This window comes from Sphingobacterium sp. UBA2610 (genome assembly GCF_002339225.1).
Lineage (GTDB): Bacteria > Bacteroidota > Bacteroidia > Sphingobacteriales > Sphingobacteriaceae > Sphingobacterium > Sphingobacterium multivorum.
This window is the reverse complement of sequence record NZ_DDKA01000001.1, coordinates 236,641-260,041: the sequence shown is the minus strand read 5'-3', so window position 1 is coordinate 260,041 and position 23,401 is coordinate 236,641. Positions and strand designations below refer to the sequence as shown.

Annotated in this window: 23 protein-coding genes, 1 tRNA gene and 1 pseudogene; 14 read left to right on the top strand and 11 right to left on the bottom strand. The window is 38.7% G+C overall.

Annotated elements, in window-relative coordinates; all coding sequences use genetic code 11:
- Positions 1-19: 19 nt before the first annotated feature.
- From B4Z47_RS01175 to B4Z47_RS01160, 4 genes are all read right to left on the bottom strand, one after another.
- Complete coding sequence (locus B4Z47_RS01175; RefSeq protein WP_115050677.1) at positions 20-412, bottom strand: VOC family protein; 393 nt, start codon at positions 410-412, stop codon at positions 20-22.
- Between the two features lie 89 nt (positions 413-501).
- Positions 502-1,563 (bottom strand): NADH:flavin oxidoreductase/NADH oxidase, encoded by a 1,062-nt coding sequence (locus B4Z47_RS01170; protein ID WP_070567747.1) that lies wholly within the window; start codon positions 1,561-1,563, stop codon positions 502-504.
- Positions 1,564-1,683: 120 nt separating this feature from the next.
- Complete coding sequence (locus B4Z47_RS01165; protein ID WP_070567745.1) at positions 1,684-2,400, bottom strand: 3-ketoacyl-ACP reductase; 717 nt, start codon at positions 2,398-2,400, stop codon at positions 1,684-1,686.
- A 58-nt stretch (positions 2,401-2,458) separates the two neighbouring features.
- A complete protein-coding gene (locus B4Z47_RS01160) occupies positions 2,459-3,046 on the bottom strand; it encodes an NUDIX domain-containing protein (protein WP_236560231.1) in 588 nt (195 codons plus the stop codon).
- 22 nt (positions 3,047-3,068) lie between these two features.
- On the opposite strand from B4Z47_RS01160, the gene pyrE reads away from it, so the two are divergent.
- Both pyrE and B4Z47_RS01150 read left to right on the top strand, forming a co-directional pair.
- Positions 3,069-3,719 (top strand): orotate phosphoribosyltransferase, encoded by a 651-nt coding sequence (pyrE, locus tag B4Z47_RS01155; protein ID WP_070567741.1) that lies wholly within the window; start codon positions 3,069-3,071, stop codon positions 3,717-3,719.
- A 19-nt stretch (positions 3,720-3,738) separates the two neighbouring features.
- Positions 3,739-4,137, top strand: a complete 399-nt coding sequence (locus tag B4Z47_RS01150; RefSeq protein WP_070567739.1) for an SRPBCC family protein — start codon at positions 3,739-3,741, stop codon at positions 4,135-4,137.
- Positions 4,138-4,190: 53 nt separating this feature from the next.
- On the opposite strand, the gene B4Z47_RS01145 is transcribed toward B4Z47_RS01150, so the two are convergent.
- On the bottom strand, positions 4,191-4,907 hold the full coding sequence (locus B4Z47_RS01145; protein WP_115050679.1) for a superoxide dismutase: 717 nt from the start codon (positions 4,905-4,907) through the stop codon (positions 4,191-4,193).
- Between the two features lie 261 nt (positions 4,908-5,168).
- Here B4Z47_RS01145 and B4Z47_RS01140 point away from each other — a divergent pair, with 261 nt between their 5' ends.
- Together B4Z47_RS01140 and B4Z47_RS01135 are read left to right on the top strand one after the other, a co-directional pair.
- Positions 5,169-6,215, top strand: a complete 1,047-nt coding sequence (locus B4Z47_RS01140) for a ferredoxin--NADP reductase (protein ID WP_115050681.1) — start codon at positions 5,169-5,171, stop codon at positions 6,213-6,215.
- Between the two features lie 122 nt (positions 6,216-6,337).
- Positions 6,338-8,266: an acetoacetate--CoA ligase gene (locus B4Z47_RS01135; RefSeq protein ID WP_115050683.1), complete on the top strand. Its 1,929-nt coding sequence runs from the start codon at positions 6,338-6,340 to the stop codon at positions 8,264-8,266.
- 87 nt (positions 8,267-8,353) lie between these two features.
- On the opposite strand, the gene B4Z47_RS01130 is transcribed toward B4Z47_RS01135, so the two are convergent.
- Positions 8,354-9,961 carry an acyl-CoA carboxylase subunit beta gene (locus B4Z47_RS01130; RefSeq protein ID WP_115050685.1) on the bottom strand — a complete coding sequence of 536 codons (1,608 nt, stop codon included), beginning with the start codon at positions 9,959-9,961 and terminating at the stop codon, positions 8,354-8,356.
- A gap of 153 nt (positions 9,962-10,114) precedes the next feature.
- Between B4Z47_RS01130 and B4Z47_RS01125 the strand changes: the two genes are divergently transcribed.
- From B4Z47_RS01125 to B4Z47_RS01115, 3 genes are read left to right on the top strand one after another with little or no spacing between them, the layout of a single operon-like run.
- A complete protein-coding gene (locus tag B4Z47_RS01125) occupies positions 10,115-11,263 on the top strand; it encodes an acyl-CoA dehydrogenase family protein (protein ID WP_070567729.1) in 1,149 nt (382 codons plus the stop codon).
- 3 nt (positions 11,264-11,266) lie between these two features.
- Complete coding sequence (locus B4Z47_RS01120) at positions 11,267-12,109, top strand: hydroxymethylglutaryl-CoA lyase (protein WP_115050687.1); 843 nt, start codon at positions 11,267-11,269, stop codon at positions 12,107-12,109.
- Positions 12,110-12,120: 11 nt separating this feature from the next.
- Entirely contained in the window at positions 12,121-12,897 is a 777-nt protein-coding gene (locus B4Z47_RS01115; protein ID WP_070567727.1) for an enoyl-CoA hydratase/isomerase family protein, read from the top strand.
- On the opposite strand, the gene B4Z47_RS01110 is transcribed toward B4Z47_RS01115, so the two are convergent.
- Complete coding sequence (locus tag B4Z47_RS01110; protein WP_115050689.1) at positions 12,898-13,374, bottom strand: hypothetical protein; 477 nt, start codon at positions 13,372-13,374, stop codon at positions 12,898-12,900. It lies immediately after the preceding gene.
- A gap of 721 nt (positions 13,375-14,095) precedes the next feature.
- On the opposite strand from B4Z47_RS01110, the gene B4Z47_RS01105 reads away from it, so the two are divergent.
- The 4 genes from B4Z47_RS01105 to B4Z47_RS01090 all read left to right on the top strand — a co-directional run bounded on the left by B4Z47_RS01105 (position 14,096) and on the right by B4Z47_RS01090 (position 16,968).
- Positions 14,096-14,947, top strand: a complete 852-nt coding sequence (locus tag B4Z47_RS01105) for an ATP-binding cassette domain-containing protein (protein ID WP_115050691.1) — start codon at positions 14,096-14,098, stop codon at positions 14,945-14,947.
- Positions 14,947-15,741 carry a hypothetical protein gene (locus tag B4Z47_RS01100; protein ID WP_115050693.1) on the top strand — a complete coding sequence of 265 codons (795 nt, stop codon included), beginning with the start codon at positions 14,947-14,949 and terminating at the stop codon, positions 15,739-15,741. Before B4Z47_RS01105 ends, B4Z47_RS01100 begins: the two co-directional genes overlap by 1 nt.
- Position 15,742: 1 nt before the next feature.
- Positions 15,743-16,126, top strand: a complete 384-nt coding sequence (locus B4Z47_RS01095) for a GntR family transcriptional regulator (RefSeq protein WP_070567719.1) — start codon at positions 15,743-15,745, stop codon at positions 16,124-16,126.
- A gap of 254 nt (positions 16,127-16,380) precedes the next feature.
- The gene (locus B4Z47_RS01090) at positions 16,381-16,968 is read left to right on the top strand and encodes a hypothetical protein (protein WP_147282081.1); all 588 of its coding nucleotides are present in this window, start codon (positions 16,381-16,383) and stop codon (positions 16,966-16,968) included.
- 95 nt (positions 16,969-17,063) lie between these two features.
- Here the strand turns inward: B4Z47_RS01090 and B4Z47_RS01085 are convergent, their stop codons facing one another.
- From B4Z47_RS01085 to prmC, 3 genes are all read right to left on the bottom strand, one after another.
- The gene (locus B4Z47_RS01085) at positions 17,064-18,101 is read right to left on the bottom strand and encodes a LacI family DNA-binding transcriptional regulator (protein WP_112376135.1); all 1,038 of its coding nucleotides are present in this window, start codon (positions 18,099-18,101) and stop codon (positions 17,064-17,066) included.
- A 248-nt stretch (positions 18,102-18,349) separates the two neighbouring features.
- Positions 18,350-18,422, bottom strand: a tRNA-Lys gene (locus B4Z47_RS01080).
- Between the two features lie 117 nt (positions 18,423-18,539).
- Positions 18,540-19,400 (bottom strand): peptide chain release factor N(5)-glutamine methyltransferase, encoded by an 861-nt coding sequence (gene prmC, locus B4Z47_RS01075; RefSeq protein WP_070567713.1) that lies wholly within the window; start codon positions 19,398-19,400, stop codon positions 18,540-18,542.
- Positions 19,401-19,434: 34 nt separating this feature from the next.
- Here prmC and ribD point away from each other — a divergent pair, with 34 nt between their 5' ends.
- Together ribD and B4Z47_RS01065 are read left to right on the top strand one after the other, a co-directional pair.
- Positions 19,435-20,481, top strand: a complete 1,047-nt coding sequence (ribD, locus tag B4Z47_RS01070; protein ID WP_115050699.1) for a bifunctional diaminohydroxyphosphoribosylaminopyrimidine deaminase/5-amino-6-(5-phosphoribosylamino)uracil reductase RibD — start codon at positions 19,435-19,437, stop codon at positions 20,479-20,481.
- Positions 20,482-20,545: 64 nt separating this feature from the next.
- A pseudogene (locus tag B4Z47_RS01065) lies at positions 20,546-21,829 on the top strand (DUF2851 family protein).
- Here B4Z47_RS01065 and B4Z47_RS01060 read toward each other — a convergent pair.
- Positions 21,826-22,476 carry an ankyrin repeat domain-containing protein gene (locus tag B4Z47_RS01060; protein WP_070567707.1) on the bottom strand — a complete coding sequence of 217 codons (651 nt, stop codon included), beginning with the start codon at positions 22,474-22,476 and terminating at the stop codon, positions 21,826-21,828. The pseudogene B4Z47_RS01065 and the gene B4Z47_RS01060 overlap by 4 nt on opposite strands.
- A 349-nt stretch (positions 22,477-22,825) precedes the next feature.
- Between B4Z47_RS01060 and B4Z47_RS01055 the strand changes: the two genes are divergently transcribed.
- Positions 22,826-23,395, top strand: a complete 570-nt coding sequence (locus tag B4Z47_RS01055) for a UbiX family flavin prenyltransferase (protein ID WP_070567704.1) — start codon at positions 22,826-22,828, stop codon at positions 23,393-23,395.
- Positions 23,396-23,401: the final 6 nt, after the last annotated feature.

The following is a 23,401-nucleotide window of genomic DNA, read 5'->3' as shown; positions in this document are numbered from 1 at the left end:
ATCAATGCCGCTTTCTGTTTTAACGTTCGTATAGTTCTATTGGAACCTGATCAGGATCAAAGAAGAATGTAAAGCGTTTATTTGTTAACTCGTCTATTCTGATCCCTTCATGTGATACACCTGCTTTTTCGAGCTTATTTAATTCGATGTCGAGATTATCGACTTCGAATGCAAGATGTCTTAAACCGGCAGCATCTGAAAAGCTGAGCCGATTAGGCGGTGATGGGAACGAAAAAAGTTCTATAATGTAATGATCGTTGAGTTTGAGGTCCAGTTTGTAAGAATCACGTTCCGCACGATAATATTCTCTAGCAATCTCCAGGCCCAGTATGCCCGTGTAGAATTTCTTTGAACGTTCATAATTGCTACAGATAATGGCAATATGATGTATCTTGTTGAGGTTTAATTTCATCTTTAAATACTTATCTCATGGCATTTGTTATATCTTTTGTCCGTTTAGGATATGGAGCATATACAGACTATTTTACCATGTCTCTCCTATTATTTTGCTCTTTCATATTGTTTAGGCCAAGGAACTTCAGCGTCTAATTCTTTGGCAAAATGTAATGGAAGGTGTGGATCATCAAGAAATCCCCGTGCGATTAAGATTAAATCTGCTTGCTTTCGCGTAATGATCTCGGATGCTTCAATAGCAGTTTTAATTAAACCTACAGTGGCAACGTTATTCTTGGTATTCTCCTTAATAGCAGTGGCGAAAGGGAGCTGATATGCTGGTCCTACATCTATTTTTTGATAGGAGACCAATCCTCCACTTGAAACATCAATCAGGTCTACCCCCAATGCATATAGCTGTTGTGATAAGGCTATGGATTGCTTTAAGTCCCAGCCGGCTTCGGCCCAGTCAGTTGCTGAAATACGTACCCATAAACTTTGGCTTGTTATTTCTTGTTTTACTCTTTTCACAATTTCAATAAGAAAGCGTATTCTATTTTCAAAGATCCCGCCGAAAGTGTCTTTTCGTAAGTTGCTCAGTGGTGAAAGAAATTGATGGATCAGATATCCATGTGCTGCATGGAGTTCAATAATTTCATAGCCGGCTTGGATTGCTCTTTTCGTCGCTGTTCCAAATTGTTCAATCAGATTTTCAATGGCGGAAACATCAAGTTCCTGTGGTTCATAATCTCCTGCATGGAAAGCTATTGCAGATGGAGCAACTGTTTGCCAGCCCTGAGGGTCCGTTGGTGAAAATTGATTCCTGCCAAGCCAAGGTTTATTGCTGCTTGCTTTGCGGCCTGCATGGGCAAGTTGTATGCCAGGTATGGAATTATTTGCTTTAATGAACTCGGTTATTTCTTTTAATTTTTCGATATGCTGGTCGTCCCATAAACCAAGGTCTCCATCACTGATTCGACCGTCAGGGCTAACTGCTGTTGCTTCTTGTATTACTGCTGCAGCTCCGCCGATTGCAAATTGGCCCAAATGAACCAAATGCCAGTTATTTGCAAAACCATCTTTTGCCGAGTATTGACACATTGGGGATACAACCAAACGATTTTTCAATTGTAAATTTCCGATGTTTACTGATGAAAATAATTGACTCATAATTGCTTGTTTATAGAAGATAGGAGCAATGAAAGCTCCTATCTTAATCAATTTCTTTGTATCATAAAAGAAAGCTATTAAAAGGGCTGTATTTGACCCTGATGAATAGCTATTCGATTATTAGGGATTTGTAGACCATAAAGAAGCTGATTTTAACATGGCTCTTCTTGGTAGTTTTAAATTAGCAATGATCAGCTCCGCGAAATCTTCAGGCTGAAGAACTTTTTCTGGATCACCATCGGTAAGTCCAAGATCTTTGGACATATCCGAGGCAATCGTACTAGGCATAAGTGTACATACCCGAATATTGTTTTTCCGTACTTCCCGCATTAAAGAATCGGCGAAGCCGATGACGCCAAACTTCGATGCACTATAAGCGGAAGTGGTGGCTGCGCCATTTAATCCGGCAGTCGAAGATACCATTATGATATCGCCTTGATTTTTTTCAATCAGTTGCGGAAGAATAGTTTTTGTAACAAAATATGTACCCAGGAGATTCGTTTGAATGATCGATGTCCAATCGGCAACATCCATGTCGAGCACAGTGGAAAACGATGCTACTCCCGCATTGTTAACTAATATGTCAAAGCTACCGAAGGTATTTTTCAATCGCTCGATCTCCTCCTGTACTGCACTATAATTTGATACGTCAAAGACGGCATAAGTGACCTCAGTGCCCAGCTCGGCAAGTTCCGTGGCCGTATCCTTTAAAGCAGCTTCATTTCTACCGGTAATCGCGATATGAACACCTTCTTTCGCTAATGCATAGGCAATCGCTTTCCCCAATCCTCGCGCACCACCCGTAATTAAGGCTCTTTTTCCTGTTATATTTTCCATAATATAAAAATAGGCATGATCTTTTTTATTCCTGTCAGATGATCCTAAGAAAGGCAATTTATTTTGCCTTTTTTAGGATATTTTCGATAATGGGGTAAGTATTGTTGCGTATGTCTTCAAATTGGTCCACATGACGCCATTCTGCTTTTGTGATATCTTCTGCAGTTTGCGGAATCAATTTAGGGACTTTGTTGACTCCCATTTCATACCAGTTCGTTGCTTTTAAGACGAATTCTCCATTTCGCAAAAAATAGGTATGGTATGATGTGGTGATTTTTTTTCCTAAGTAGTTGATTTTGATGCCACATTCCTCTTCAACTTCGCGTACAGCTGCTTCCCGCATTTTTTCATTTTCTTCCACTTTACCTTTCGGAAGATCCCATTTTCCTAATCGGTAGATAAAAAGATAGTCTCCATCACCATTTTTCACCAGCCCACCTGCAGCTTTAATGAGCTTAATTTTATTTTTTAAGTTTTGAAATACGGTTTCAAAATCCTTGTTGATGTAGAGATATGTTTTTGGAACTTTATCAATTTCAGATTGTTTGAAAAGTTTTTGGAGGTCAATCTCTTGAAAACTAATTGTTTGTGGGTTTTTGATTTTCGATGGAACAAAATCTGCTAAAATTAGCACGGTTTCGTTCATATAAATTTTATAAATTTGCGCCATGAATAATTTAAATGAGGTTGAACAAAAAGTTGCTGAATCCTTATTGCAAATTAAAGCAATAAAATTGCAACCTAAAAGTCCTTTTACATGGGCGTCGGGTTGGAAGTCTCCAATTTACTGTGATAACCGTATCACTTTATCTCATCCTGCGATTCGTACATACATTCGTCAAAAGCTTTCTAAGCTTATTCAAGAAGAGTTTGGATCAGTGGATATGATTTCTGGAGTTGCTACGGCAGGTATTCCACAAGGCGTTTTGGTAGCACAAGATTTGGGACTACCATTTTCTTATGTCAGAAGCTCAGCTAAGGATCATGGTCGTCAGAATTTAATTGAAGGTGAAGTAGTTAGCGGTCAACGCGTAGTTGTAATTGAAGATCTAATTTCGACAGGTAAGAGTAGTTTAGTGGCTGTAAAGGCGTTACGTGAGGCTGGCTGCAATGTTGTTGGCTTGGTGTCTATTTTTACTTATGGATTGCAACAAGCTACTGATAATTTTGCTGATGCAAAATGTCCTTATTTCAGTCTATGTAATTATGATGCTTTGATTCAGGTCGCTGCTGAAAATAGTTATGTATTGGAAGAGGATATTGAGATCTTGAAAAAGTGGCGATTGAACCCGGCTACTTGGGGCGACAATTTTCAATAAAGAGGATTAATTTATCGTTATGACTACTATTCAGAATACAACAGAAATCAACAAAAATGTCGGCGAGGTGTATGCGTTTTTGGCGGATCTCAACAATCATGAGCAGTTGATGCCTGAAAATATCTACAATTGGTCTTCGACTACGGACGAGGCGCGATTTACAATACAGAATATGGCAAAATTGGCTCTTCGCGTAGAAGAGCGTGTTGAGAATCATCTTATTAAGTTGACTCCTTTAGAGAAGGCACCTTTTGACGTAACTCTTCGTTGGGAATTGCAAGTTATTGCTGATACAGTGACAAAGGCAACCTTTATCATAGATGCTGATCTCAACATGATGATGAAAATGATCGCTTCTGGGCCGCTTCAAAAATTGGTTGACTTTCAGGTCAACAAATTAAAAGAAAAGCTAGGGTAGGTTGGTTCATAGCGAATATAAAAAAAGCTCGATTAGTAATAATCGAGCTTTTTTTATGCTAGTCTTTCATTGACTTTTTTCCAATTCACAATATTCCACCAATTTTTAATATAATCAGCTCTTTTGTTTTGATAGTGCAGGTAATAAGCATGCTCCCATACATCAAGACCTAAAATGGGAATACCTTTTACCTCTGCAACATCCATTAAAGGATTGTCTTGGTTTGGAGTAGAGCTAATTTTTAAGTTACCTGAGTCATCCAAAAGCAACCAGGCCCATCCCGAACCGAATCGTGAGGTTGCTGCAGCGGCAAACTGTTCTTTGAATTTGTCTAGAGAACCAAATGTCTTATTGATCATAGTCAATAATTTTTCGGATGGCTGGCTCGGCTTATCGGACAGACTTTCCCAAAAAAAGTTATGGTTCCAGGCTCCTCCAGCATTATTCCTTGCTTTTGGAGAGTACTTAGATATGTTTGCTAGAAGTTGCTCCTCTGAGGCTTCCTTGATGTTTTCAGCAAGAATGGCTTCGTTAACGGCATTAATATAGGCCATATGGTGCTTTGTATAATGGATTTCCATCGTCAACGCATCAATATTAGGCTCCAAAGCGGCATAACTGAATGGTAATTTTACTTGGGAAAACTTTAAGGTAGCGGCATGTAATTCAGTAGCTTTCGCGGAAGCAATATCTTGTAATATTGATCCAGATACAGCGATGCCTAGCGTAGCTTTTGCTGCATTTTGAAGGAAGTTTCTGCGTGTTTGCATATAATCTTATTGTGATTAGTTTTGATATAAATATAACGTGAAATTTTGCAAATATTGTCCAAGAATTGTCTGTTAATTGTAATACAACAAAATTGTTATAAATTCATCTGTAGAGCAGCATACTTTGTTTCGAATTTTGATGTACGGTAATTTTGCTACCCCTAATTTCTATTGTTTTAAAGGCATTTCATGGCAGTTATAGGACAGGTTGGCTAAAGAATTATAATTGTTTATAAAATCAAATTTAGCTAAGTTTGATCTATGTATACATTAAGGATTTCAAAAATCATCCCCCAACCTAATAATAACCTTACTTTTCAGCTTGAGTCTATAGCAGGAGACTATCCTTCCTATAAAGCTGGGCAGTTTATTACGCTTTCTTTTGTGTTTGGTGACCGTGAGGTACGTCGTTCTTATTCTTTTAATAGTTCGCCGGATAATAATGAGCCCTTAAGCATCACTGTTAAGCGTGTCGAAAATGGGGAAATATCTCGACTGCTCCACCATACTATTGTGGAGGGGGATATCGTCAACGCGATGGAACCTCAGGGTTTGTTTGTATATGAACCTGAACCGGAAAAGATTCGGACCTTATTTTTGTTTGCTGCTGGAATTGGCATCACACCCTTGTACGCTATTCTCAAAACAGCGCTTCTTGCGGAAAGTAAGTCTAAAATAGTGTTAATTTACAGTAATAGTACGCTGGAATTAACACCGTTTCGATCCGAATTGGAGGGTTGGGCAGACCGATTTCCTGATCGTTTAACAATTGTGTGGATTTACTCCAATAGTAAAAACTTGATGAAGGCCAGGTTGAATAGAGATTATATACATGCTATTGTTAACGATCATTTGTTTGGAAATAAGGAAGATGCCTTGTTTTATACCTGCGGTCCTGTGATTTATATGGATCTATGTCGTTTTACCCTTTTGGGGATGGGATTTGATTCCAATCAGATAAAACGAGAGACATTTCTATTGCCCGAAAATGAAGAGGATGATGATGACGAGACCGAAAAGGAAGTTGATACAACGACCTATGCTATCGAATTATATTTTCAAGGTAAAACCTATAATCTTGAAGTGCCATATAACAAATCTATTTTGGACATCGGGCTGGAACATAAAATTAAGTTGCCGTATTCTTGTAAATCCGGTATGTGTAGTACCTGTATTTCACAGTGTACAAGAGGTAAAGTAAGAATGGATTATAATGAGGTTTTAACAGATCGCGAAGTTGAACAAGGAAGGATACTTTTGTGCACGGGGCATCCGGTAGAAATGAATACGGCTATTGAAGTATTATAATTTAACATCTGTATTTAATCCGAAAATACAGTGTGTTGTTATAGGGCGTTATAGCTATTTAAAATTGCATATACACGTAAATTTACCTAAGTTTGAATATAACCGTTTTATAGCTAACTATTATGGGAAAATTACTCTGGAGCCCAACAGAAGAGCAAAAATCTCTAGCTGAGATCAATAAGTTTAAACAATATGTGGAGAATGAGCATGGCTTATTCTTTCCATCCTATCAGGACCTTTGGGCATGGTCAACGACGGAACTGGCTAATTTTTGGAAGAGTATAGCCGCCTATTTTAATTTAAAATTTCATTCAGCTCCTACAAACATTGTCGAGTTACCGGCAGATTCCACAAGCTTTATTGGGACAAAGTGGTTTAGTGGGGCTACTTTGAATTATGCTGAACACGTATTTCGGAACACAACGGAAAAGCGTCCTGCATTAATCTTTCAATCTGAACAGCATGCTAAAAGAGAGGTGTCATGGACTGAGTTGGAATCCATGGTTCTCAGACTCCAAGTCTATTTGAAAGAATTAGGTGTACAAAGTGGAGATCGTGTAGCTGGTGTATTGATTAATGGCATCGAAGCAGTTGCGTTATTTTTGGCTGCTAATTCCATCGGTGCGGTTTGGTCCTGTTGTTCGCCCGACTTTGGGGAGGCAAGTATTCAGGAACGTTTTGAGCAGATTGAACCCAAAGTACTCTTCGCAAATTCCAGTTATTACTATAATGGACGTCTTTTTGAAAAGGCGGAAAGTATTCAGCAACTTTCGCAGCGGCTACCATCATTAGTGGCTTGTGTTTTGATTGATGATCCTATTTGGGAAGAGATTCTGAAAAAGGATCTTACACAAGTTAAGCTCCAATTTACGGCAATGCCTTTTGATGCTCCAATATGGATTTTGTATTCTTCGGGAACTACCGGGAAGCCTAAAGCCATTACACATGGAGTTGGTGGTATGCTGCTGGAACATATGAAAGCACTTGGACTGCATCAAAATGTGCAAGACGGCGATCGATTTATGTGGTATTCTACTACAGGATGGATGATGTGGAATTATGCGCTTTCGGCCCTTTTAATGGGAAATACATTGTGTATATATGATGGAGCTACGAATTATCCCGACAAATTGAGTTTATGGAGGTTTGCACAAGAAAGTAAGGTGGATCATTTTGGCGTTGGGGCTGCTTATCTCATCTCCTGTCAAGATCAAGATTTAAAATCCATGGCTTATCAGCCGAAAACAATAGGGTCAACAGGCTCACCACTTCCGCCAGATGTGTTTGAATGGCTAAATGTACAGTTTCCAAAAAGTCAAATTGTCTCATTAAGTGGTGGTACAGACGTTTGCAGCGCCTTTCTTTCGGGGTGCACTTTGCGTGATGTTTATGCAGGAGAGATTCAATGCCGCACCTTAGGAGCTAAGATAGAAGCATTTGATGAGAATGGTCATCCACTTTATGGGGAGGTTGGAGAACTCGTTATTTTAGCTCCCATGCCCTGCATGCCCATCTATTTTTGGAACGATGGGGCGAATAAAAAATACTTCGATAGTTATTTTGATAAATATAGCGGTGTTTGGAGTCATGGTGACTGGATTAAGATTACTGACCATGATGGAGTAATTATGTACGGGCGTTCAGATGCAACTCTGAACCGTGGCGGCGTACGTATTGGTACTGCGGAGATCTATAATGTTTTAAATAGAACCGAGGGGGTCTTGGATAGTTTGGTTATTTGCGTAGATCATGAAGATGGATCATCTGATATGTTGCTTTTTGTTCAATTGGACACTGGCTTATTGAATGACATGTTAAAAGGTGAGATTAAACGGGTGCTTCGGCAGCAATATAGTCCGCGACATGTGCCTGACGATATTTTTCAAGTAGCGGCTATTCCTTATACGTTAAGCGGTAAAAAACTGGAGCTGCCTATTAAGAAAATCTTTTCGGGGATACCTGTAGAAAAAGCGGTGTCAGTAGACATTATGCGGAATCGAGAATCTTTGTTGGACTTTGAAGCGATTAGCAAAATCTGGAGAAGATCCTAAATATAGCTATAAAATAGCTAATTTAAAAACCCCCTCAGATGACGAAGTTTGCCGTTTGAGGGGTTTTCGAATTTAACTTTACTCCACTCAGACCTGTATAACACCTACATTATACCGGTCTAAGATAGGTTTTTCGTTGGCAGCTTCAATTCCCATGCTGATAACTTTTCGTGTTTCTTCAGGTGCTATAATTCCATCAACCCATAGTCTCGCAGCAGCGTAATATGGGCTCAATTGCTCGTTGTACCGGTCTTCGATGGATTTAAGGAGGTCGTTTTTCTCTTCTTCATTAATTTCTTGACCTTTGGCCTTTAAAGCTGATTCTTGGATTTGAAACAGTGTTTTGCCTGCTGCGGCACCGCTCATGACTGCCATTTGGGCGGTAGGCCAAGCGTAGATTAGTCGTGGGTCATACGCTTTTCCACACATTGCATAATTTCCTGCGCCATAACTGTTTCCGACAATAAATGTAAATTTTGGGACTACGGAGTTGGCCATTGCATTGACCATTTTTGCGCCGTCTTTGATAATCCCCCCTTGTTCAGATCGGCTCCCTACCATAAAACCAGTGACGTCCTGAAAAAAAACAAGTGGAATGCGCTGCTGGTTGCAATTCATGATGAAGCGCGCCGCCTTATCTGCTGAATCACTATAGATAACCCCGCCCATCTGCATTTCCATGGTGTTGCCAGGTTTTTTGGCTTTAATGATCTCGCGTTGATTAGCAACGATCCCGACAGCCCAGCCATCTATGCGGGCGAGGCCGCATACAATGGTTTTTCCATAATCTGGCTTGTATTCTTCTAAAGTCTCTGCGTCTACAATTGCATTCAGGATATCCTGCATGCGATAAGGTTTTGTCCTGTCTTCGGGAAGAATCTCTACTATTTTACTCGGATCAGTTTTTGGGGGTAGGCTTATCTTTCTGTCGAAATTAGCTTTTGGATTTCCACCGATTTTATCGATAACATTTTTTATAGCATCTAAACAACTTTGGTCGTCGGGAAATTTATTGTCTGTTACGCCGGATATCTCCGAATGGGTAGAAGCTCCGCCGAGTGTTTCTGCATCTACAGTTTCACCTATCGCAGATTTGACCAAGTAAGGGCCTGCTAAAAATACAGATCCCGTTCCTTCGACGATAAAGGCGTAGTCGGACATAATAGGTAAATAAGCGCCACCTGCTACGCAACTTCCCATAATTGCTGCAATTTGAGGTATTCCCATGGAGGACATTCGGGCATTGTTACGGAATATACGTCCAAAATGTTCTTTGTCCGGAAAGATTTCATCTTGTAGCGGTAAAAATACACCGGCGGAATCTACTAAATAGATAATTGGCAAGTTGTTTTCCATAGCAATTTCTTGTGCGCGTAGATTTTTCTTGGCAGAAATTGGGAACCATGCCCCAGCTTTGACAGTCGCGTCGTTGGAGACAATTACGCATAGTTTGGATTTTACATAACCCAGTACCGCTGCGCATCCTGCGTTTATGCATCCACCATGTTCTTTGTACATTCCTTCGCCGGCAAACATGCCTATTTCAAGATACTCACGGTCTGGGTCCAGTAGATATTCTATTCTTTCCCAGGCTGACATTTTGCCTTTTTCTTTCAGTTTTTTTATTTTATCGATGCCGCCACCGAATTTTAAATTTTCTCTTTTTTGGCGAAGTAATGCGAGTAGCTCCTTCATAATTTATAATCTTGGTTTTAAAAACTGTTAAATTAAGAATTTCTTATTTTTAGATAAATTTAAAATAAAATTTTAAAATATTTGCAATTTTATTCCTAAATATTTTGATATATTTGAATTGAATTACCGATTGTAAATTTAATATTCATGCTTATGTTTATTGAAAATAAACAACAAATGGATATGATCAGACAAAGTGCACGAGATTTTGCACAGTATCATATCAAACCTTATGTGATGGAATGGGACGAAGCCCAAATATTTCCAATAGAAGTTTTTAAAAAGTTAGGCGAACACGGTTTCATGGGAGTAATCGTTCCTGAAGAATATGGCGGATCAGGGCTCGGGTATCAGGAATACATTACCGTTTTGGATGAAATCTCCAAGGTATGTGGTTCAATCGGGCTTTCTGTGGCGGCGCATAATTCCTTGTGCACAAATCATATATTAAGCTTTGCCAGTGAAGAACAGAAGAAACGTTATCTTCCAAAGTTGGCGACAGCTGAATGGATCGGTGCCTGGGGGCTTACAGAAACAGGTTCCGGTTCTGACGCCGGTGGAATGACGACATTTGCGGAGAGAGATGGTGATCATTACGTGTTAAATGGTTCTAAAAATTTTATCACGCATGCCATCAGTTCTAGTGTTGCTGTCGTTATTGCACGAACTGGGGCTAAGGGGGATAAAAAAGGGATGTCGGCTTTCATTGTTGAGAAAGGTACACCTGGATTTACTGCGGGAAAGAAAGAAAATAAATTGGGGATGCGTGCCTCAGAAACTGCCTGTCTTTTTTTTGATAATTGTCGGATTCATCGGGATCAACTCATCGGTGAGGAAGGACAGGGCTTTGTACAGGCTTTAAAATTATTGGATGGCGGACGTATTTCGATTGCGGCACTTTCTTTGGGTATTGCTCGCGGAGCTTACGAGTGTGCGCTGAAATATGCACACGAGCGTGAGCAGTTTGGGAAAAAGATTTACGAATTTCAGGCAGTTTCTTTTGCACTTGCAGATATGGCTACACAAGTAGAGGCAAGCGAATTGTTAACGAGGCAGGCGGGCTATTTAAAGGATCATGGGGACCGTGTTTCTAAAATTGGAGCGATGGCTAAACTTTATGCGTCGGAGGCTGCCGTTAGTGTCTCGAATGAATCTGTGCAGATCTTTGGTGGTTATGGATTTACAAAGGACTATCCTGCCGAGAAGTTTTTTAGAGATGCTAAACTATGCACCATAGGTGAAGGGACTTCAAGTATTCAGAAAATGGTGATCGCCAGAGAGATTGAGAAAGATATTTTATAGCATATGATGAGGGATCAAGTTGTATTGGTTGATTGCCCAAGAGACGCTGTTCAAGGGCTTCATAACTTTATTGAGACAGATAAGAAAATTAAACATATCAATACGTTAATCGAAAGTGAGCTGTTTGATGTTATTGATTTTGGATCTTTCGTTTCGCCGAAAGCAGTTCCGCAGTTGGCGGATACAAAAGCAGTCCTGGAAGGAATCAGAAAGAATGAAAAAGTGAAGTTATTGGCGATTGTCGCCAATCTTCGGGGAGTAGAAGAAGCCGTTCTAGAGGAAAAAATCGACTTTTTAGGGTATCCATTTTCAATATCGGAAACATTTCAACGTCGAAATACCAATATGGGCTTGGCGGCTTCTTATCAGCAAGTAAAAGAAATGAAACTTTTGGCAGACGCTAATCATAAATCTTTAGTTATTTATATTAGCATGGCTTTTGGGAACCCATACAAGGATCCGTGGTCCCCACTTTTGGTAGAAGAATGGATTGGGAAATTATACGATCTGGGTATCCGGGAATTTTCTTTGGCAGACACAACTTCAGAAGCCGATGCGAATCAGATTTCAGCATTATTCACTTTTGTTAAAGCCAGTTTTCCAAAACCGGAAATAGGTGCACATTTTCATGCGAGGCAAGCGGAGAGTCTTGCTAAGATTGAAGCCGCTTATCTCGCAGGTTGCCGTAAATTTGAAGGCGCATTGCTTGGTTATGGCGGTTGTCCATTTGCAAAAGATGATTTGGTTGGCAATATACCTTCAGAACTCTTGTTGCGTTATTTTGGACGAGGAACTGATGCTGAAATACTCGGATTGGAGCATAGCTTCAGGCAAATGATTTTGTAGGGATTTTTGAGATGGAAAAACTGAATTTTATAAAGGTGCACGTTGAGCAGCATGTGTTCAATTTGACGCTAGCTCGTTCGGATAAAAGGAATGCTTTTAGTCCGACTATGGTGAACGAAATTGCCTATGCATTGAATCTGGCGAATAGCAATCCCGATATTCGTTTAGTACAAATAGAGGCTGAAGGTCCGGTGTTCTGTGCGGGTATGGATCTTAAAGCTTTTGAGGATCCTACAGTAGATATTGGTAATCCGGCAATTCCAAAGGTTGAAAAGTCTTTGGCAGAAATATTTGCCTGTTTAGATAAGCCTTCAATCTGTGTTGTTAGGGGAGATGTTATTGCAGGTGGTTTTTTGATTGCATTATCTTGCACTTATTTGTTTGCACTGCCACATGTACGTTTTTCTTTGCCAGAAGTAAAAATCGGACTCTTTCCATTTCAGGTGTTGGCCTTGCTAATGGAATATATGCCTGAAAGAAAAGCGATGGATCTTTGTATCAGGGGAGATTCTTTTTCTGCGGGAGATGCGCTGGATAAGGGTATTCTGTCCGGAATTTTGGATGTTGAAGAAACTGCCTTGGTTGAATTGAGAGAAACTATTCTTAAAAATGCTCCTTTGGCTATATCGAGAGGTTTTGTTGCACTGCGAAGGCTAAAAGAGCAAGATTATGATGATAAGTATAACTTTCTCTTAGAGAGCTTGGCAGATTTGCGTAAAACCAATGATTTCAAGGAGGGAATGGATGCCATGCGTAATAAAAGAAAAGCCAACTGGAAAAATAGCTAATTAAAATGATCGAAAACTCGGTCTGCTTGTCAAGGGAGAGAATTCCCAAGGAATAGAACTAAGGATGATCAGTAAAGCTAGTCCAAACCAGATTAATAATGTTTTAAAACGTCGATCGTTTGTATCGGCGTTTTTGCTTTTATGGGCACCCAATGTCAGGCAAATTGCAGCCATAATCATCATGCTACTGTGCTCCATACAGAAGAAGCGAATTTGCCTCAGGTGGACTGCTTCGTCGAAATGTCGTAGGAAGTACTGTGTGATGGGGCTCAGTATATAGAGATTAATACCTAAAACTAGCTGAATATAGAAAGAAATAACCGTGGTTTTTACAAGAAATTGATCGATAGGGGAGAATAGAAGCTGCTGTTTTTTCTTATAAAAAAAGGTTGAAAGACTAATTGCTAGTATAATCAGTACTTCCCATCTCCATAAAGAATGCATCGCTAGAATGAAGGGATAAATGTAATTCATCATGAAAACAAAGATGGTAATAAAATAGATTTAAAGCTATTTTAAACTATACCAGCTTATAGAATAGATGCTGGTTTTTCATTAATTGTCTACGTCATCTGATCAAAGGGACTTGTATTTATATGTATTTTTACTTTATATAAGCACTTTATTGTTTTGGTTATTAGGTTGCTTTGTACTGTTTTTAACTCTTGGTTAATGCTGTTGTTATGTGTAATTCGCTGTTTATCTATCTGGCGAAGAATAACGATTAGCTGGACCAAATAGGCTGTCCAAATGATCGAGAACGAAGGTATTCGCTTGTGAATAACTAATGATCGTCTGTATGCCTTATTTTTAGTTGTTTTTAGCCTCTCTGAGGTGATGTTTGTCATTCCCGAAGGGTTTGTGTGGTTTTGATTTGTTTTAGCTGAGAATGCGGCTATTTCGGGTTTTTGAAGGTGGTTGCGATTTGCGTGTTGTTTTTAAGGATAACGCACATCGATAAAAATGATGTTTTATTGATTACGAATTTCATAATTTATTATAATAACAATTTGTTTATCATAGTATTATGTTTATTATATAAATTGAATGTATATGTTTTATTATGTCCGATCTGTGCTATTAAATTAAAATAATGCCTGAGCGTAAGCAAAGCTCTGCCTGTGTTTTTTTTAAAATATTTTTGGAATTATACAAAATCCGTTTCTATATTGGTGTATTAATTAAATAATACAGTAGTATGGTTACTATCCAAAATCTAAATTTCAACTATAGTAAATCAAGGCCCCTTTTTCTTCATATGGATCTTGAATTGAAGCAGGGGCATATCTATGGCCTATTGGGAAAGAATGGTGCTGGCAAATCAACTTTGCTTAAGAATATTGCCGGTTTGGTATATCCTGTTTCGGGGCAAGTTGATGTGCTGGGGCATAACCCTAATCGAAGGGAACCTTCCTTGTTAAGGGAGATTAGTTTTATTCCGGAAGAGTTTTATCTCCCTGCCGTAAAATCAGAACAGTTTCTGAAGGCTAATGCAGGGTTCTACCCCAACTTCGATCAGGTATATTTTGATCAGCTTATTCGTGAGTTCGATATTCCCATTGAGCAAAAATTAGCAAGCATGAGTTATGGACAGAAAAAGAAATATATTATTTCTTTCGGTTTAGCGTCTAACACAAAAGTGATCATCATGGATGAGCCAACGAATGGTTTGGATATTCCTTCTAAGGTTCAGTTTCGAAAGATCATGGCTTCTGCCATTACTGATGATCGATGTGTAATTATCTCCACACATCAGGTGCGTGATCTGGATAATCTTATTGATGCTGTTATTTTACTTGATGATCATAAGGTTGCACTCAACGCTCCGATGCATGTGATTACTGATCGCTTATGCTTTAAAAAAGTAAGAGAGTTGCCTTTGGATACACTCTATTCCGAAGAAGGAGTAGGCGGTTTTAATGTTATTCTCCCAAACTCGGCGGCAGAAGATTCGAAACTGGATTTGGAGTTGCTATTTAATGCAGTGTTACAGTGCAAGGAAAAAATTACGGACCTTATTAAACATGATGAATATGTCAAATCTATTTGATGCTACGCGTTTTTTTTGGACTGATTCGAAGACAATGGATTGGTTTTGGGCGAATTTATCTGATGTCAATAGGGATTATTGCCGGGGTAATTTTTGGTTTTTATGCAGTTAACTTGGGATCAAATTATGATGATATCAAAAAGAATACTGTTTATTCGTTGCTAAATTTCAGAGCACCGTTGTTTTGTATCTTGGGACTCTTTTTTGTAACGGTTATCTCGAGCAGTTATTTTGCTGATTTAGGGAAGAAGACCCGGGCGATTTTTGAGCTGATGATTCCAGCGTCACAATTGGAAAAGTTTCTGGTCAGCTTATTCTATACGGTTGTCGTGAGTATTGGTTCATATTTATTGGTCTTTTATTTGATCGATTTGGCATTTGTTTCTTATTTGAGGAGCGTTGGTTCTGTGGTTGTAAATGAAGTACAGCCATCAGGAGAGACGGTCAGTGTGGATCTATGGCAGTACTTTTTCAAGGTTCAATACCCTGAACCGGCTTATTATTTTTGTTTTGTACCAATTCTTCTGAATGCAATTTTCTTACTTGGTGGGATCGTCTACCAAAACTATCAATATGTAAAGACGGCTATTTTTCTTGTGCTTTACTGTGTAGTTTGGATGTGTCTTTTTGTTTACTTAATGAAGACTCAGACCCAAGATACCGTAGGTACAATGGATAATAACTATTGGTCTGATTCAAATCGTATTTTTGCATTGATCGGCGCTGTAGGAGTGTTGCTTGCCATAATGATTTGGGCGGTTGCTTTTTTAAGGTTGAAAGAAAAGGAGATTTAATATGGAGTTCAATGCAAATAAAGCCATTTACCTTCAGATTGCTGAGTACGTATGTGATCATATTTTGCTAGCGACCTGGAAAGTGGATGAAAAACTCCCCTCAGTAAGGGAATTGGCAGTTCAGATGGAGGTTAACCCCAATACTGTTATGCGGACCTATGATATGTTGCAGCAGAAAGAAATTATAGCTAATAAGCGCGGGATCGGTTTTTTTCTGACACAAGAATCGGTGAAGAATGTGAAGTTATATAGAAAGGCAATTTTTCTAGAAGAAGATCTTCCCTTGTTTTTTCGTAATATTTATTTATTGGAAATCGGTCTGGATGAGTTAGAGCAACGTTATAGACGGTTTGTAAGTCAGAATTTTAATCAAAATGAGTCATGAAATTAAGTACAAAAATAATAATGGGATTAGCAATAGGCTTATTCGCGGTTCCGATGCTTGTCGCGTCCTACCTTGTTCGTATAAATCGAGTGGATGCGAAAAAATACAATGCTGATGTTTAGCAGGAGGTATCCAAGCCAGGTGCAAAGGATGTTTATTACCGGTCGTTCCCCTTGGCAGCTTTCGATAAGCTTTATATTGTAGGTACCAATGCAAGCGGTGTAGGGTTGTATTGGGTGAAAAGCGATAAGTTTATGGTTAAAGTTAATAAAAGTCAAGCCGACTTTGTGAAAGCGAATGTCGATCAATCTGGCAATCTTACCTTAGATCTTTTATCAGGAGGAGAGGGGGGGTATAAGTCAATCTATATTTTTTCACCTGATCTTAGGGTTTTAAAATTAAAAAATGCGGGTATTAACGAGTTGTCCGCCAGGTTGAACGAATTGACTGTCGTAGGTGATAGCGTTGAGGTATTTTCCCTTGCGGAGAAATCCGTTATAAATACATTGAATCTGAACATGACAAATTCCACTATTGATGATCTTGGCGGGACGGACAGTAAGGGGAATTCTCTTGTCGGTCGTTTATTTGTTAACACAACGAATAGTGTTTTGGGACTTCCGCGTACGAATTATAAAAGTGCAGATATTGTGGCAAACAATTCAGAAGTTTATTTCAATAGGAAGGGACCTGAAGCCAAAGTAGGTCTTCTGAATATCAAAACTGAAGGAAAATCATCTGTCCGTTTAGATAGTTTGCAATGGGGAACATTGAACGGGAATCTATCCAATGATACTAAAATAGATTTGCCTGTCCATGCATTGCGATCATTGATTAAGTAAGGTTTAATTGGTGGATGTTGCAGTCGATCGTTAATAGTAGAGATCGGTATTTTCTGAAAAGGTCAAAATTCCTTAGTGGGGTTTTGACCTTTTCTTTAAAGGGATGATGTAGATTTTCGGTGTTCGATACTGCAGTCCAAAAAATACGTCTCGAATTCGAAATAATTCTTTTTGTTTTTTTTCTTTAACATCTGCAAGAGAAGTTCTACCGATTTTTCTGCCATAAGCTGTGTTGGCTGGGTGATTGTTGTTAAAGATGGGTTGAGACTGTTGGCAAAAGGGGTGTTGCTAAAGCCAATTAAGTTCATGTCATCAGGAATTTTCACCTCTAATTTATTTAATATGTGCAAAACTTTTAGCGACAAGGTGTCTGTCGTTGAGAGGAGTGCATTTGGAGCGGAGGGCTTATTTAATAACGTGTTTATTTTGCTTTCCAGTTCGTCATCGATATTATCTTTGGGGCTTGAGTAGGATATTTCAACAATATTTTCTTCTTTAAAAGGAATAGAGGCATTAAAGAGGGCATCTTTATATCCTTTTATTCTGCTTACATTTCCACCGATATCTTTGCATAATAAAAGAATGATATTTTCGCGTTTGTTTTTGATCATTTCTTCTGTTGCCTGATAGATGACTTTGTTGTTTTGGATTCCGATTTTAAAGGTGTCGAGTTGATGGTTTATCCGGTCAAAAATAATCACAGGGCAGATCTGTTCCATGATATAAAACAAGAGTGATAAACTTGAATCATTTTTTACAGGAGAAATGATTATTCCTTCGATATTGCTTTGTATGCAAAGTTCCAGTGCTTCCTTTTCTTTTTTCTCATCGTTAAAAGTCTGCAAGAGGATGAGTTTATAATTCGTCTGCGATAGAATGAGGGAGATGTCTTCGTAAAAATCAAAGAAAAAAGAGCTTGAGATAAATGGAACAATGATCGCTAGGGTGTTTGATCGCCCCGTTTTTAAGCTTTTTGCGGAGAAATTTGGTATATAATTAATTTTCTGCGTGAAATCTAAAATTAACTTTTTTGTTTCTGCGCTTATTTCATGGCTATCGTTTAGTGCTTTGGAAATGGTTCCTGGAGATAGGTTTAACTGTTGGCCAATCTCTTTTAACGTAAATCTCTTCATGTGCTCGATCCTCTTTCATTGATTGTAATTTGTTCTAGCGTCAATACGATGGTAAGATGGCGCTAGAATTATTATTGAATTATCGGTTAGTGTTTTTAATGTATTAAGCCCGAAAATTCTTGAAATTATAAAGATAAGATAAAAAACATGTTTTCAAATGGAGATCAAGAAAAGCGTTGTTGATGAAAAAGAAGTTTTCCGCAAGTGTTAAACAAAAAAAGCTAATCCTGCGATTAGCTTTTCTTTAGTGATCCCGCTGGGATTCGAACCCAGGACCCATACATTAAAAGTGTATTGCTCTACCAGCTGAGCTACGGAATCCTTTCTGTTTTTGAAAGTGATGCAAAGGTAGAATTTCTTTTGATATATGCCAAATTATAGCATGCAAATTTTGACGAAAAGGCCTTAACTGCTTAATAAATAAACGGATTATTTTTTTTATCGCGCTTTTTTTGCATGGATTATTCGGTCTGCTCCATTGATATCTTTTATGAGTTTGACCTGTTCAAATCCTTTTTTGACCATAAGTTCCTTCATTTCTGGACCGAGATATTGATTGATTTCAAAATATAGATCTCCATCTGGGGTTAAATGTTTCAAAGCAAAGGATGAAATAACATCATAAAAAATCAATGGAGCGCTTTCTTCAATGAATAATGCGAGCTCAGGTTCATAAGCCAATACGTTTTGATTCATGTGCTGCTTTTCTCCCGGGGTAATATAGGGCGGATTGGATACAATGATATTATAATGTTGGTCGGAGAAAATGTATTCCCATTCAAATATATCCGCATTGATAAATTGAACCTGAGTTTTTAAATTCTTAGCATTTTCTTGTGCTGTTTTTATCGCCTCTTTTGAGATGTCTATCGTTGTTACTAGGGCATTATTGAGATGCTTTGATAAGGTGATCGGGATGCAGCCAGAGCCAGTTCCGATATCTATAATTTTTAGGTTTTGAGAAGATTTGTGGTTTTTGATGATCAGATCGACAAGTTCTTCAGTTTCCTGGCGTGGAATGAGGACCGATTCATTGACCTGGAAAACTTCACCATAAAAATCTGCTTTATTGAGTATGTACTGTATAGGTCTGTGCTTTTTTAGATTCTGAAGGATGCTAAGTACTTCAGCCTTATCCGCCTCCTTGACGATATCTGTTTTTCTCAATTGATAATTGGTTCTATTTAACCCAAACTTTTCGGCAACAACCACTAAGAATATTGCTTTTATTTCATCCTCATCATATAACCCCTGAAGCTCATGTTGAAATAATAATTCGAAATCTTGAAGTATTTTCATGTGTCAAAGGTACGATTTTCATAGATTTGTATCCATGGATATGCACAAGCAATATATGCATCGTTGTTTGGAACTGGCCCAAATGGGCGCGGGTTCAGTGAGTCCCAATCCAATGGTTGGGGCTGTCATTGTTTTGGACGGTAAAATTATCGGTGAAGGATATACTTCTCCATATGGTGGACCACACGCTGAGGTCAATGCGGTACAGCAGGTTGTACAAAAGTATGGGGAAGAAGCAAAACGGCTTATCGAGGGAAGTATTTTTTATGTTAGCCTTGAACCTTGCGCGCATTATGGAAAGACACCGCCATGTGCCAATATGATTGCAGAGCTAAAACCCTTAAAAGTCTATATCGCTTGTTTGGACCCTTTCGCCAAGGTGAATGGCAAGGGAGTTGAGATACTGCGCGAAGCAGGTATTGAAGTTGAAATTGGTTTACTGGAAAAAGAGGCTGTATGGCTCAACCGTCGGTTTTTTACACGTATTGGTCAATTCCGCCCCTATGTTATTCTAAAATGGGCGCAGTCGAAGGACGGTTTTATGGGGATGCAAAATAAACAAATTTGGTTAAGCAATGCTGCTAGCCGACAGTTGGTTCACCGCTGGAGATCAGAGGAAGATGCTATTTTGGTCGGTACAAATACCGCAGTTGTAGATAATCCCAGTCTGACCGTAAGAGAATGGCAGGGTAACAACCCATTGCGTATTCTTTTAGATAGAGATCTTGCCATTCCACTAGATGCCAATATTCTAGATGATCAAGCTGATACAATCGTCTTCAATGCTAAAAAGACAGATTGGACAGCAAATGTTAAGTATATTGAGCTTGAAAATTACGGGTTGTATCTGCCGCAGAATATTCTTTATCAACTATATTTAATGGATGTTCAGTCAATCATCATTGAAGGAGGGCGTGCTACGCTGCACATGTTTATCGATGCGGATCTCTGGGATGAGGCGAGGGTGTTTGAAACCGAAACAAAGCTATTTAATGGAATTACGGCTCCACAATTTAGTGGACAATTGCTTGAAAGTAAATTGGTTTCCAATGATCTTTTAAAGATCTATAAGAAACAGTGATTATTAAATTGTATATTTAGGGAATTAAGCCATAGCCGGTTAATTTAATTCTTAAATTACAATTATGTTAGTTACAGAAAACTTAATGCAGTTTATCTGGAAACTTCGGCTATTCCGTGCAAATGGGTTGCATTCTACGGATGGTGAACCCTTGGCCGTTGTTCATGTGGGGCAATACAATACAGATTCAGGCCCCGATTTCCTCATGTCACATATTAGGTGTAAAGATAATGATTGGTTTGGTCATGTCGAGATGCATATCCAATCTTCGGATTGGGATCGACATTGTCATCAAGAAGATACCGTTTATAATAACGTTATCTTACATGTGGTTTGGAGAAACGATAAAGTTATTTACCGAAATGACGGTACATCAATACCGACATTGGTGCTTTCGGAATATGTCGAACAGCATCTGTTGGAACGGTATTCAACGATGATGAACGCAAAAAGTTCGATACCTTGTGAGTTTCAGCTTGGTTCAATTGATCTTTTTAAAAAATCCATGTGGCTGAGTACTTTAGCTGTTGAACGCCTAGAAATGAAGGTTCAACAAGTTTTGTTGATTTTAGATCAATTTAATACGGATTGGGAAAAAACGTTATGGGTATGGATTTGCAGATGTATAGGATTAAAAGTTAATGCCGATACATTTCAGGAGCTTGGGGAGTAATTACCTTGGAACATTTTACAAAAATATCGTTCAAACCTATTTAAAATAGAAGCTCTTTTCTTTGGGGTTAGTGGGTTGTTAATTCAGGAGTCAGGAAGCGAGTATATGAAGCAGTTAGCCGGTGAATTTGAGTATCAAAAGCATATACACGGTATAGAGGTTGTTTATGGGGTTTGGAAGAGGATGAGAATGAGACCATATAATTTTCCCGAACGGCGAATTGCTCAATTAGCTGTCTTGTTTAGCAAGAACGAGTTGGGCGTTGCCAAGATTTTGGCTGTCGATGATTTGGAAAGAGCTCGAAAATTATTTAAGATAGCGTCTCTAAGTGATTATTTTGACGGACATTTTTCCTTTGGTACAAAAACGAAGATAAAAGAAACACTTCGGTTGAGTAATGAAACTATTGACACGCTTGTTATTAATGTGATTATTGTTTTTCTTTTTTCATACGGTAAATATTTCAGTATTCAGACCTATATTGATAGGGCCCTAACTCTTTTGGAGCAGCTTCCTTCAGAAAAAAATATGGTTGTGAGACAGTTTGCCCAATATGATTGGCAAGTTCAAAGCGCATTGCAAAGTCAGGGGATTTTACAATTAAAGAGATTTTACTGTGATCGGAAACGCTGCCTTCATTGCAGAATCGGATGCGAAATTTTAAAAAGAAATTAATTTTTTAAGATCTCTGCGATCTCTTTATGGCCTTTTTCAAAGGCCAGGTCCATTGGAGCTAACCCTGAAATATTGATGATTCTGGTGTCGGCTCCATTTTCGAGTAAGGCAACAATAAAATCGATATTACCATATTGGGCAGCGAAATGAAGTGGGGTTTCGCCAGTCGCTTGAATGGCATTGACATTAGCATTGGCCTCGATTAGCAACTTACCGATCTCTTCATTGTTGTTTGCAGCGGCAATATGTAGCGCAGTGGTGAGTTGTTCATTTTTGGTTACGACATTCGGATTGACTTTTTTGGACAGTAAAAGACGTACAATATCTGTTTTGTTGAAATATGTTGCTAAAGTTAATGGCGTAAAGCCCTGTGACGACCATTCATTGACAACAGATGGTGCTTGCGAAATAATGGCCTCCAAGTATGAAGTTAACCCAGCCGCGCAAGCCTCATGGATAGTCATGGATTTGGTGTGTTGTAAAAGTATCCGTATGATCTGGGGTTTGTTGTAATAGCAAGCCAATAGTAGGGGAGAAATTCCATGACTCGTTGTTTCTTGTAAAAGTTCGGGATTCCCAATCAATAATAAGTCGATATCATGGCTTTTGCCTTCTTCAATATATTGTTCTAAAACGGAAAGGTTCATGTCTTAACAAATTGTCTAACGTTGTTACTAAAATAGACTTTATTGATGAGAATAAGCGTTTGATTTGCGAAAATATTTGTATTTAATTTTCCTTTGGATTGAACTGAAATTTGGAAGAAGTTTTTTTTTGCGGGGTGAATTGGATCTTAAAATCTGGGAAAAAGGAATTTTTAGGGTATTTTATATACACAAATGTGTAGTAATGCGCATAATGTTTTTGTAAATTAAAAAGTAGATGTACTTTTGTTAAGCCCCTCCCAAGGGCATGTTTTTCATAGGTAGATGTAGGGTCGGGTGTTTCTCACTACGACCCTTTTTTTATAGCTTTGTTTTTATTATTTTAAAAGAGATGTCTAAGAGAAAAATTGTTGTTGCCATTACTGGAGCTAGCGGCTCAATCTATGCTAAAGTTTTACTTAAAAAACTATTGGTATTAAAAACACAGATCGCAGAGGTTGGGATTGTGATGTCGAATAATGCGAAGGATGTATGGCGTGCGGAGTTGGGCGATGAGAGTTATCAGGATGTGCCGTTCAAGTTTTATGACAAGGGTGATTTCTTTGCTCCTTTTGCATCAGGATCGGCTCGCTATGATACGATGATTGTCTGTCCGTGTTCAATGGGGACATTATCAAGGATAGCCCACGGTGTGTCTTCTGATTTGACAACCCGAGCGGCCGATGTCGTGCTAAAAGAACGACGAAGATTGATTTTGGTTACCCGTGAGACACCACTAAGTATTATACATATCCAGAACATGAAATTGGTGACAGAGGCCGGAGGTATCATTTGTCCGGCATCACCTTCATTCTATAGCTTACCAAAGACTTTGGACGAAGTCGCAGAAACCGTGGTTGATCGGATTTTGAGTCTTGCTGGGTTTGAATTTAAACATTATCAGTGGGGAGAAAATGCCTAGTTATTC

Bases quoted from the DNA above. Each gene is read 5' to 3' on its own strand.
- B4Z47_RS01135 (WP_115050683.1), top strand. From the start codon at position 6,338: ATGGGAAAATTACTCTGGAGCCCAACAGAAGAGCAAAAATCTCTAGCT.
- B4Z47_RS01055 (WP_070567704.1), top strand. From the start codon at position 22,826: ATGTCTAAGAGAAAAATTGTTGTTGCCATTACTGGAGCTAGCGGCTCA.
- prmC (WP_070567713.1), bottom strand. From the start codon at position 19,400: ATGAAAATACTTCAAGATTTCGAATTATTATTTCAACATGAGCTTCAG.
- B4Z47_RS01120 (WP_115050687.1), top strand. From the start codon at position 11,267: ATGATGAGGGATCAAGTTGTATTGGTTGATTGCCCAAGAGACGCTGTT.
- B4Z47_RS01100 (WP_115050693.1), top strand. From the start codon at position 14,947: ATGCTACGCGTTTTTTTTGGACTGATTCGAAGACAATGGATTGGTTTT.
- B4Z47_RS01160 (WP_236560231.1), bottom strand. From the start codon at position 3,046: ATGAACGAAACCGTGCTAATTTTAGCAGATTTTGTTCCATCGAAAATC.
- B4Z47_RS01105 (WP_115050691.1), top strand. From the start codon at position 14,096: ATGGTTACTATCCAAAATCTAAATTTCAACTATAGTAAATCAAGGCCC.
- B4Z47_RS01145 (WP_115050679.1), bottom strand. From the start codon at position 4,907: ATGCAAACACGCAGAAACTTCCTTCAAAATGCAGCAAAAGCTACGCTA.
- B4Z47_RS01110 (WP_115050689.1), bottom strand. From the start codon at position 13,374: ATGATGAATTACATTTATCCCTTCATTCTAGCGATGCATTCTTTATGG.
- B4Z47_RS01060 (WP_070567707.1), bottom strand. From the start codon at position 22,476: ATGAACCTTTCCGTTTTAGAACAATATATTGAAGAAGGCAAAAGCCAT.
- B4Z47_RS01150 (WP_070567739.1), top strand. From the start codon at position 3,739: ATGACTACTATTCAGAATACAACAGAAATCAACAAAAATGTCGGCGAG.
- B4Z47_RS01140 (WP_115050681.1), top strand. From the start codon at position 5,169: ATGTATACATTAAGGATTTCAAAAATCATCCCCCAACCTAATAATAAC.
- B4Z47_RS01170 (WP_070567747.1), bottom strand. From the start codon at position 1,563: ATGAGTCAATTATTTTCATCAGTAAACATCGGAAATTTACAATTGAAA.
- B4Z47_RS01095 (WP_070567719.1), top strand. From the start codon at position 15,743: ATGGAGTTCAATGCAAATAAAGCCATTTACCTTCAGATTGCTGAGTAC.
- pyrE (WP_070567741.1), top strand. From the start codon at position 3,069: ATGAATAATTTAAATGAGGTTGAACAAAAAGTTGCTGAATCCTTATTG.
- B4Z47_RS01085 (WP_112376135.1), bottom strand. From the start codon at position 18,101: ATGAAGAGATTTACGTTAAAAGAGATTGGCCAACAGTTAAACCTATCT.
- ribD (WP_115050699.1), top strand. From the start codon at position 19,435: ATGGATATGCACAAGCAATATATGCATCGTTGTTTGGAACTGGCCCAA.
- B4Z47_RS01165 (WP_070567745.1), bottom strand. From the start codon at position 2,400: ATGGAAAATATAACAGGAAAAAGAGCCTTAATTACGGGTGGTGCGCGA.
- B4Z47_RS01130 (WP_115050685.1), bottom strand. From the start codon at position 9,961: ATGAAGGAGCTACTCGCATTACTTCGCCAAAAAAGAGAAAATTTAAAA.
- B4Z47_RS01115 (WP_070567727.1), top strand. From the start codon at position 12,121: ATGGAAAAACTGAATTTTATAAAGGTGCACGTTGAGCAGCATGTGTTC.
- B4Z47_RS01090 (WP_147282081.1), top strand. From the start codon at position 16,381: ATGGTTAAAGTTAATAAAAGTCAAGCCGACTTTGTGAAAGCGAATGTC.
- B4Z47_RS01125 (WP_070567729.1), top strand. From the start codon at position 10,115: ATGTTTATTGAAAATAAACAACAAATGGATATGATCAGACAAAGTGCA.
- B4Z47_RS01175 (WP_115050677.1), bottom strand. From the start codon at position 412: ATGAAATTAAACCTCAACAAGATACATCATATTGCCATTATCTGTAGC.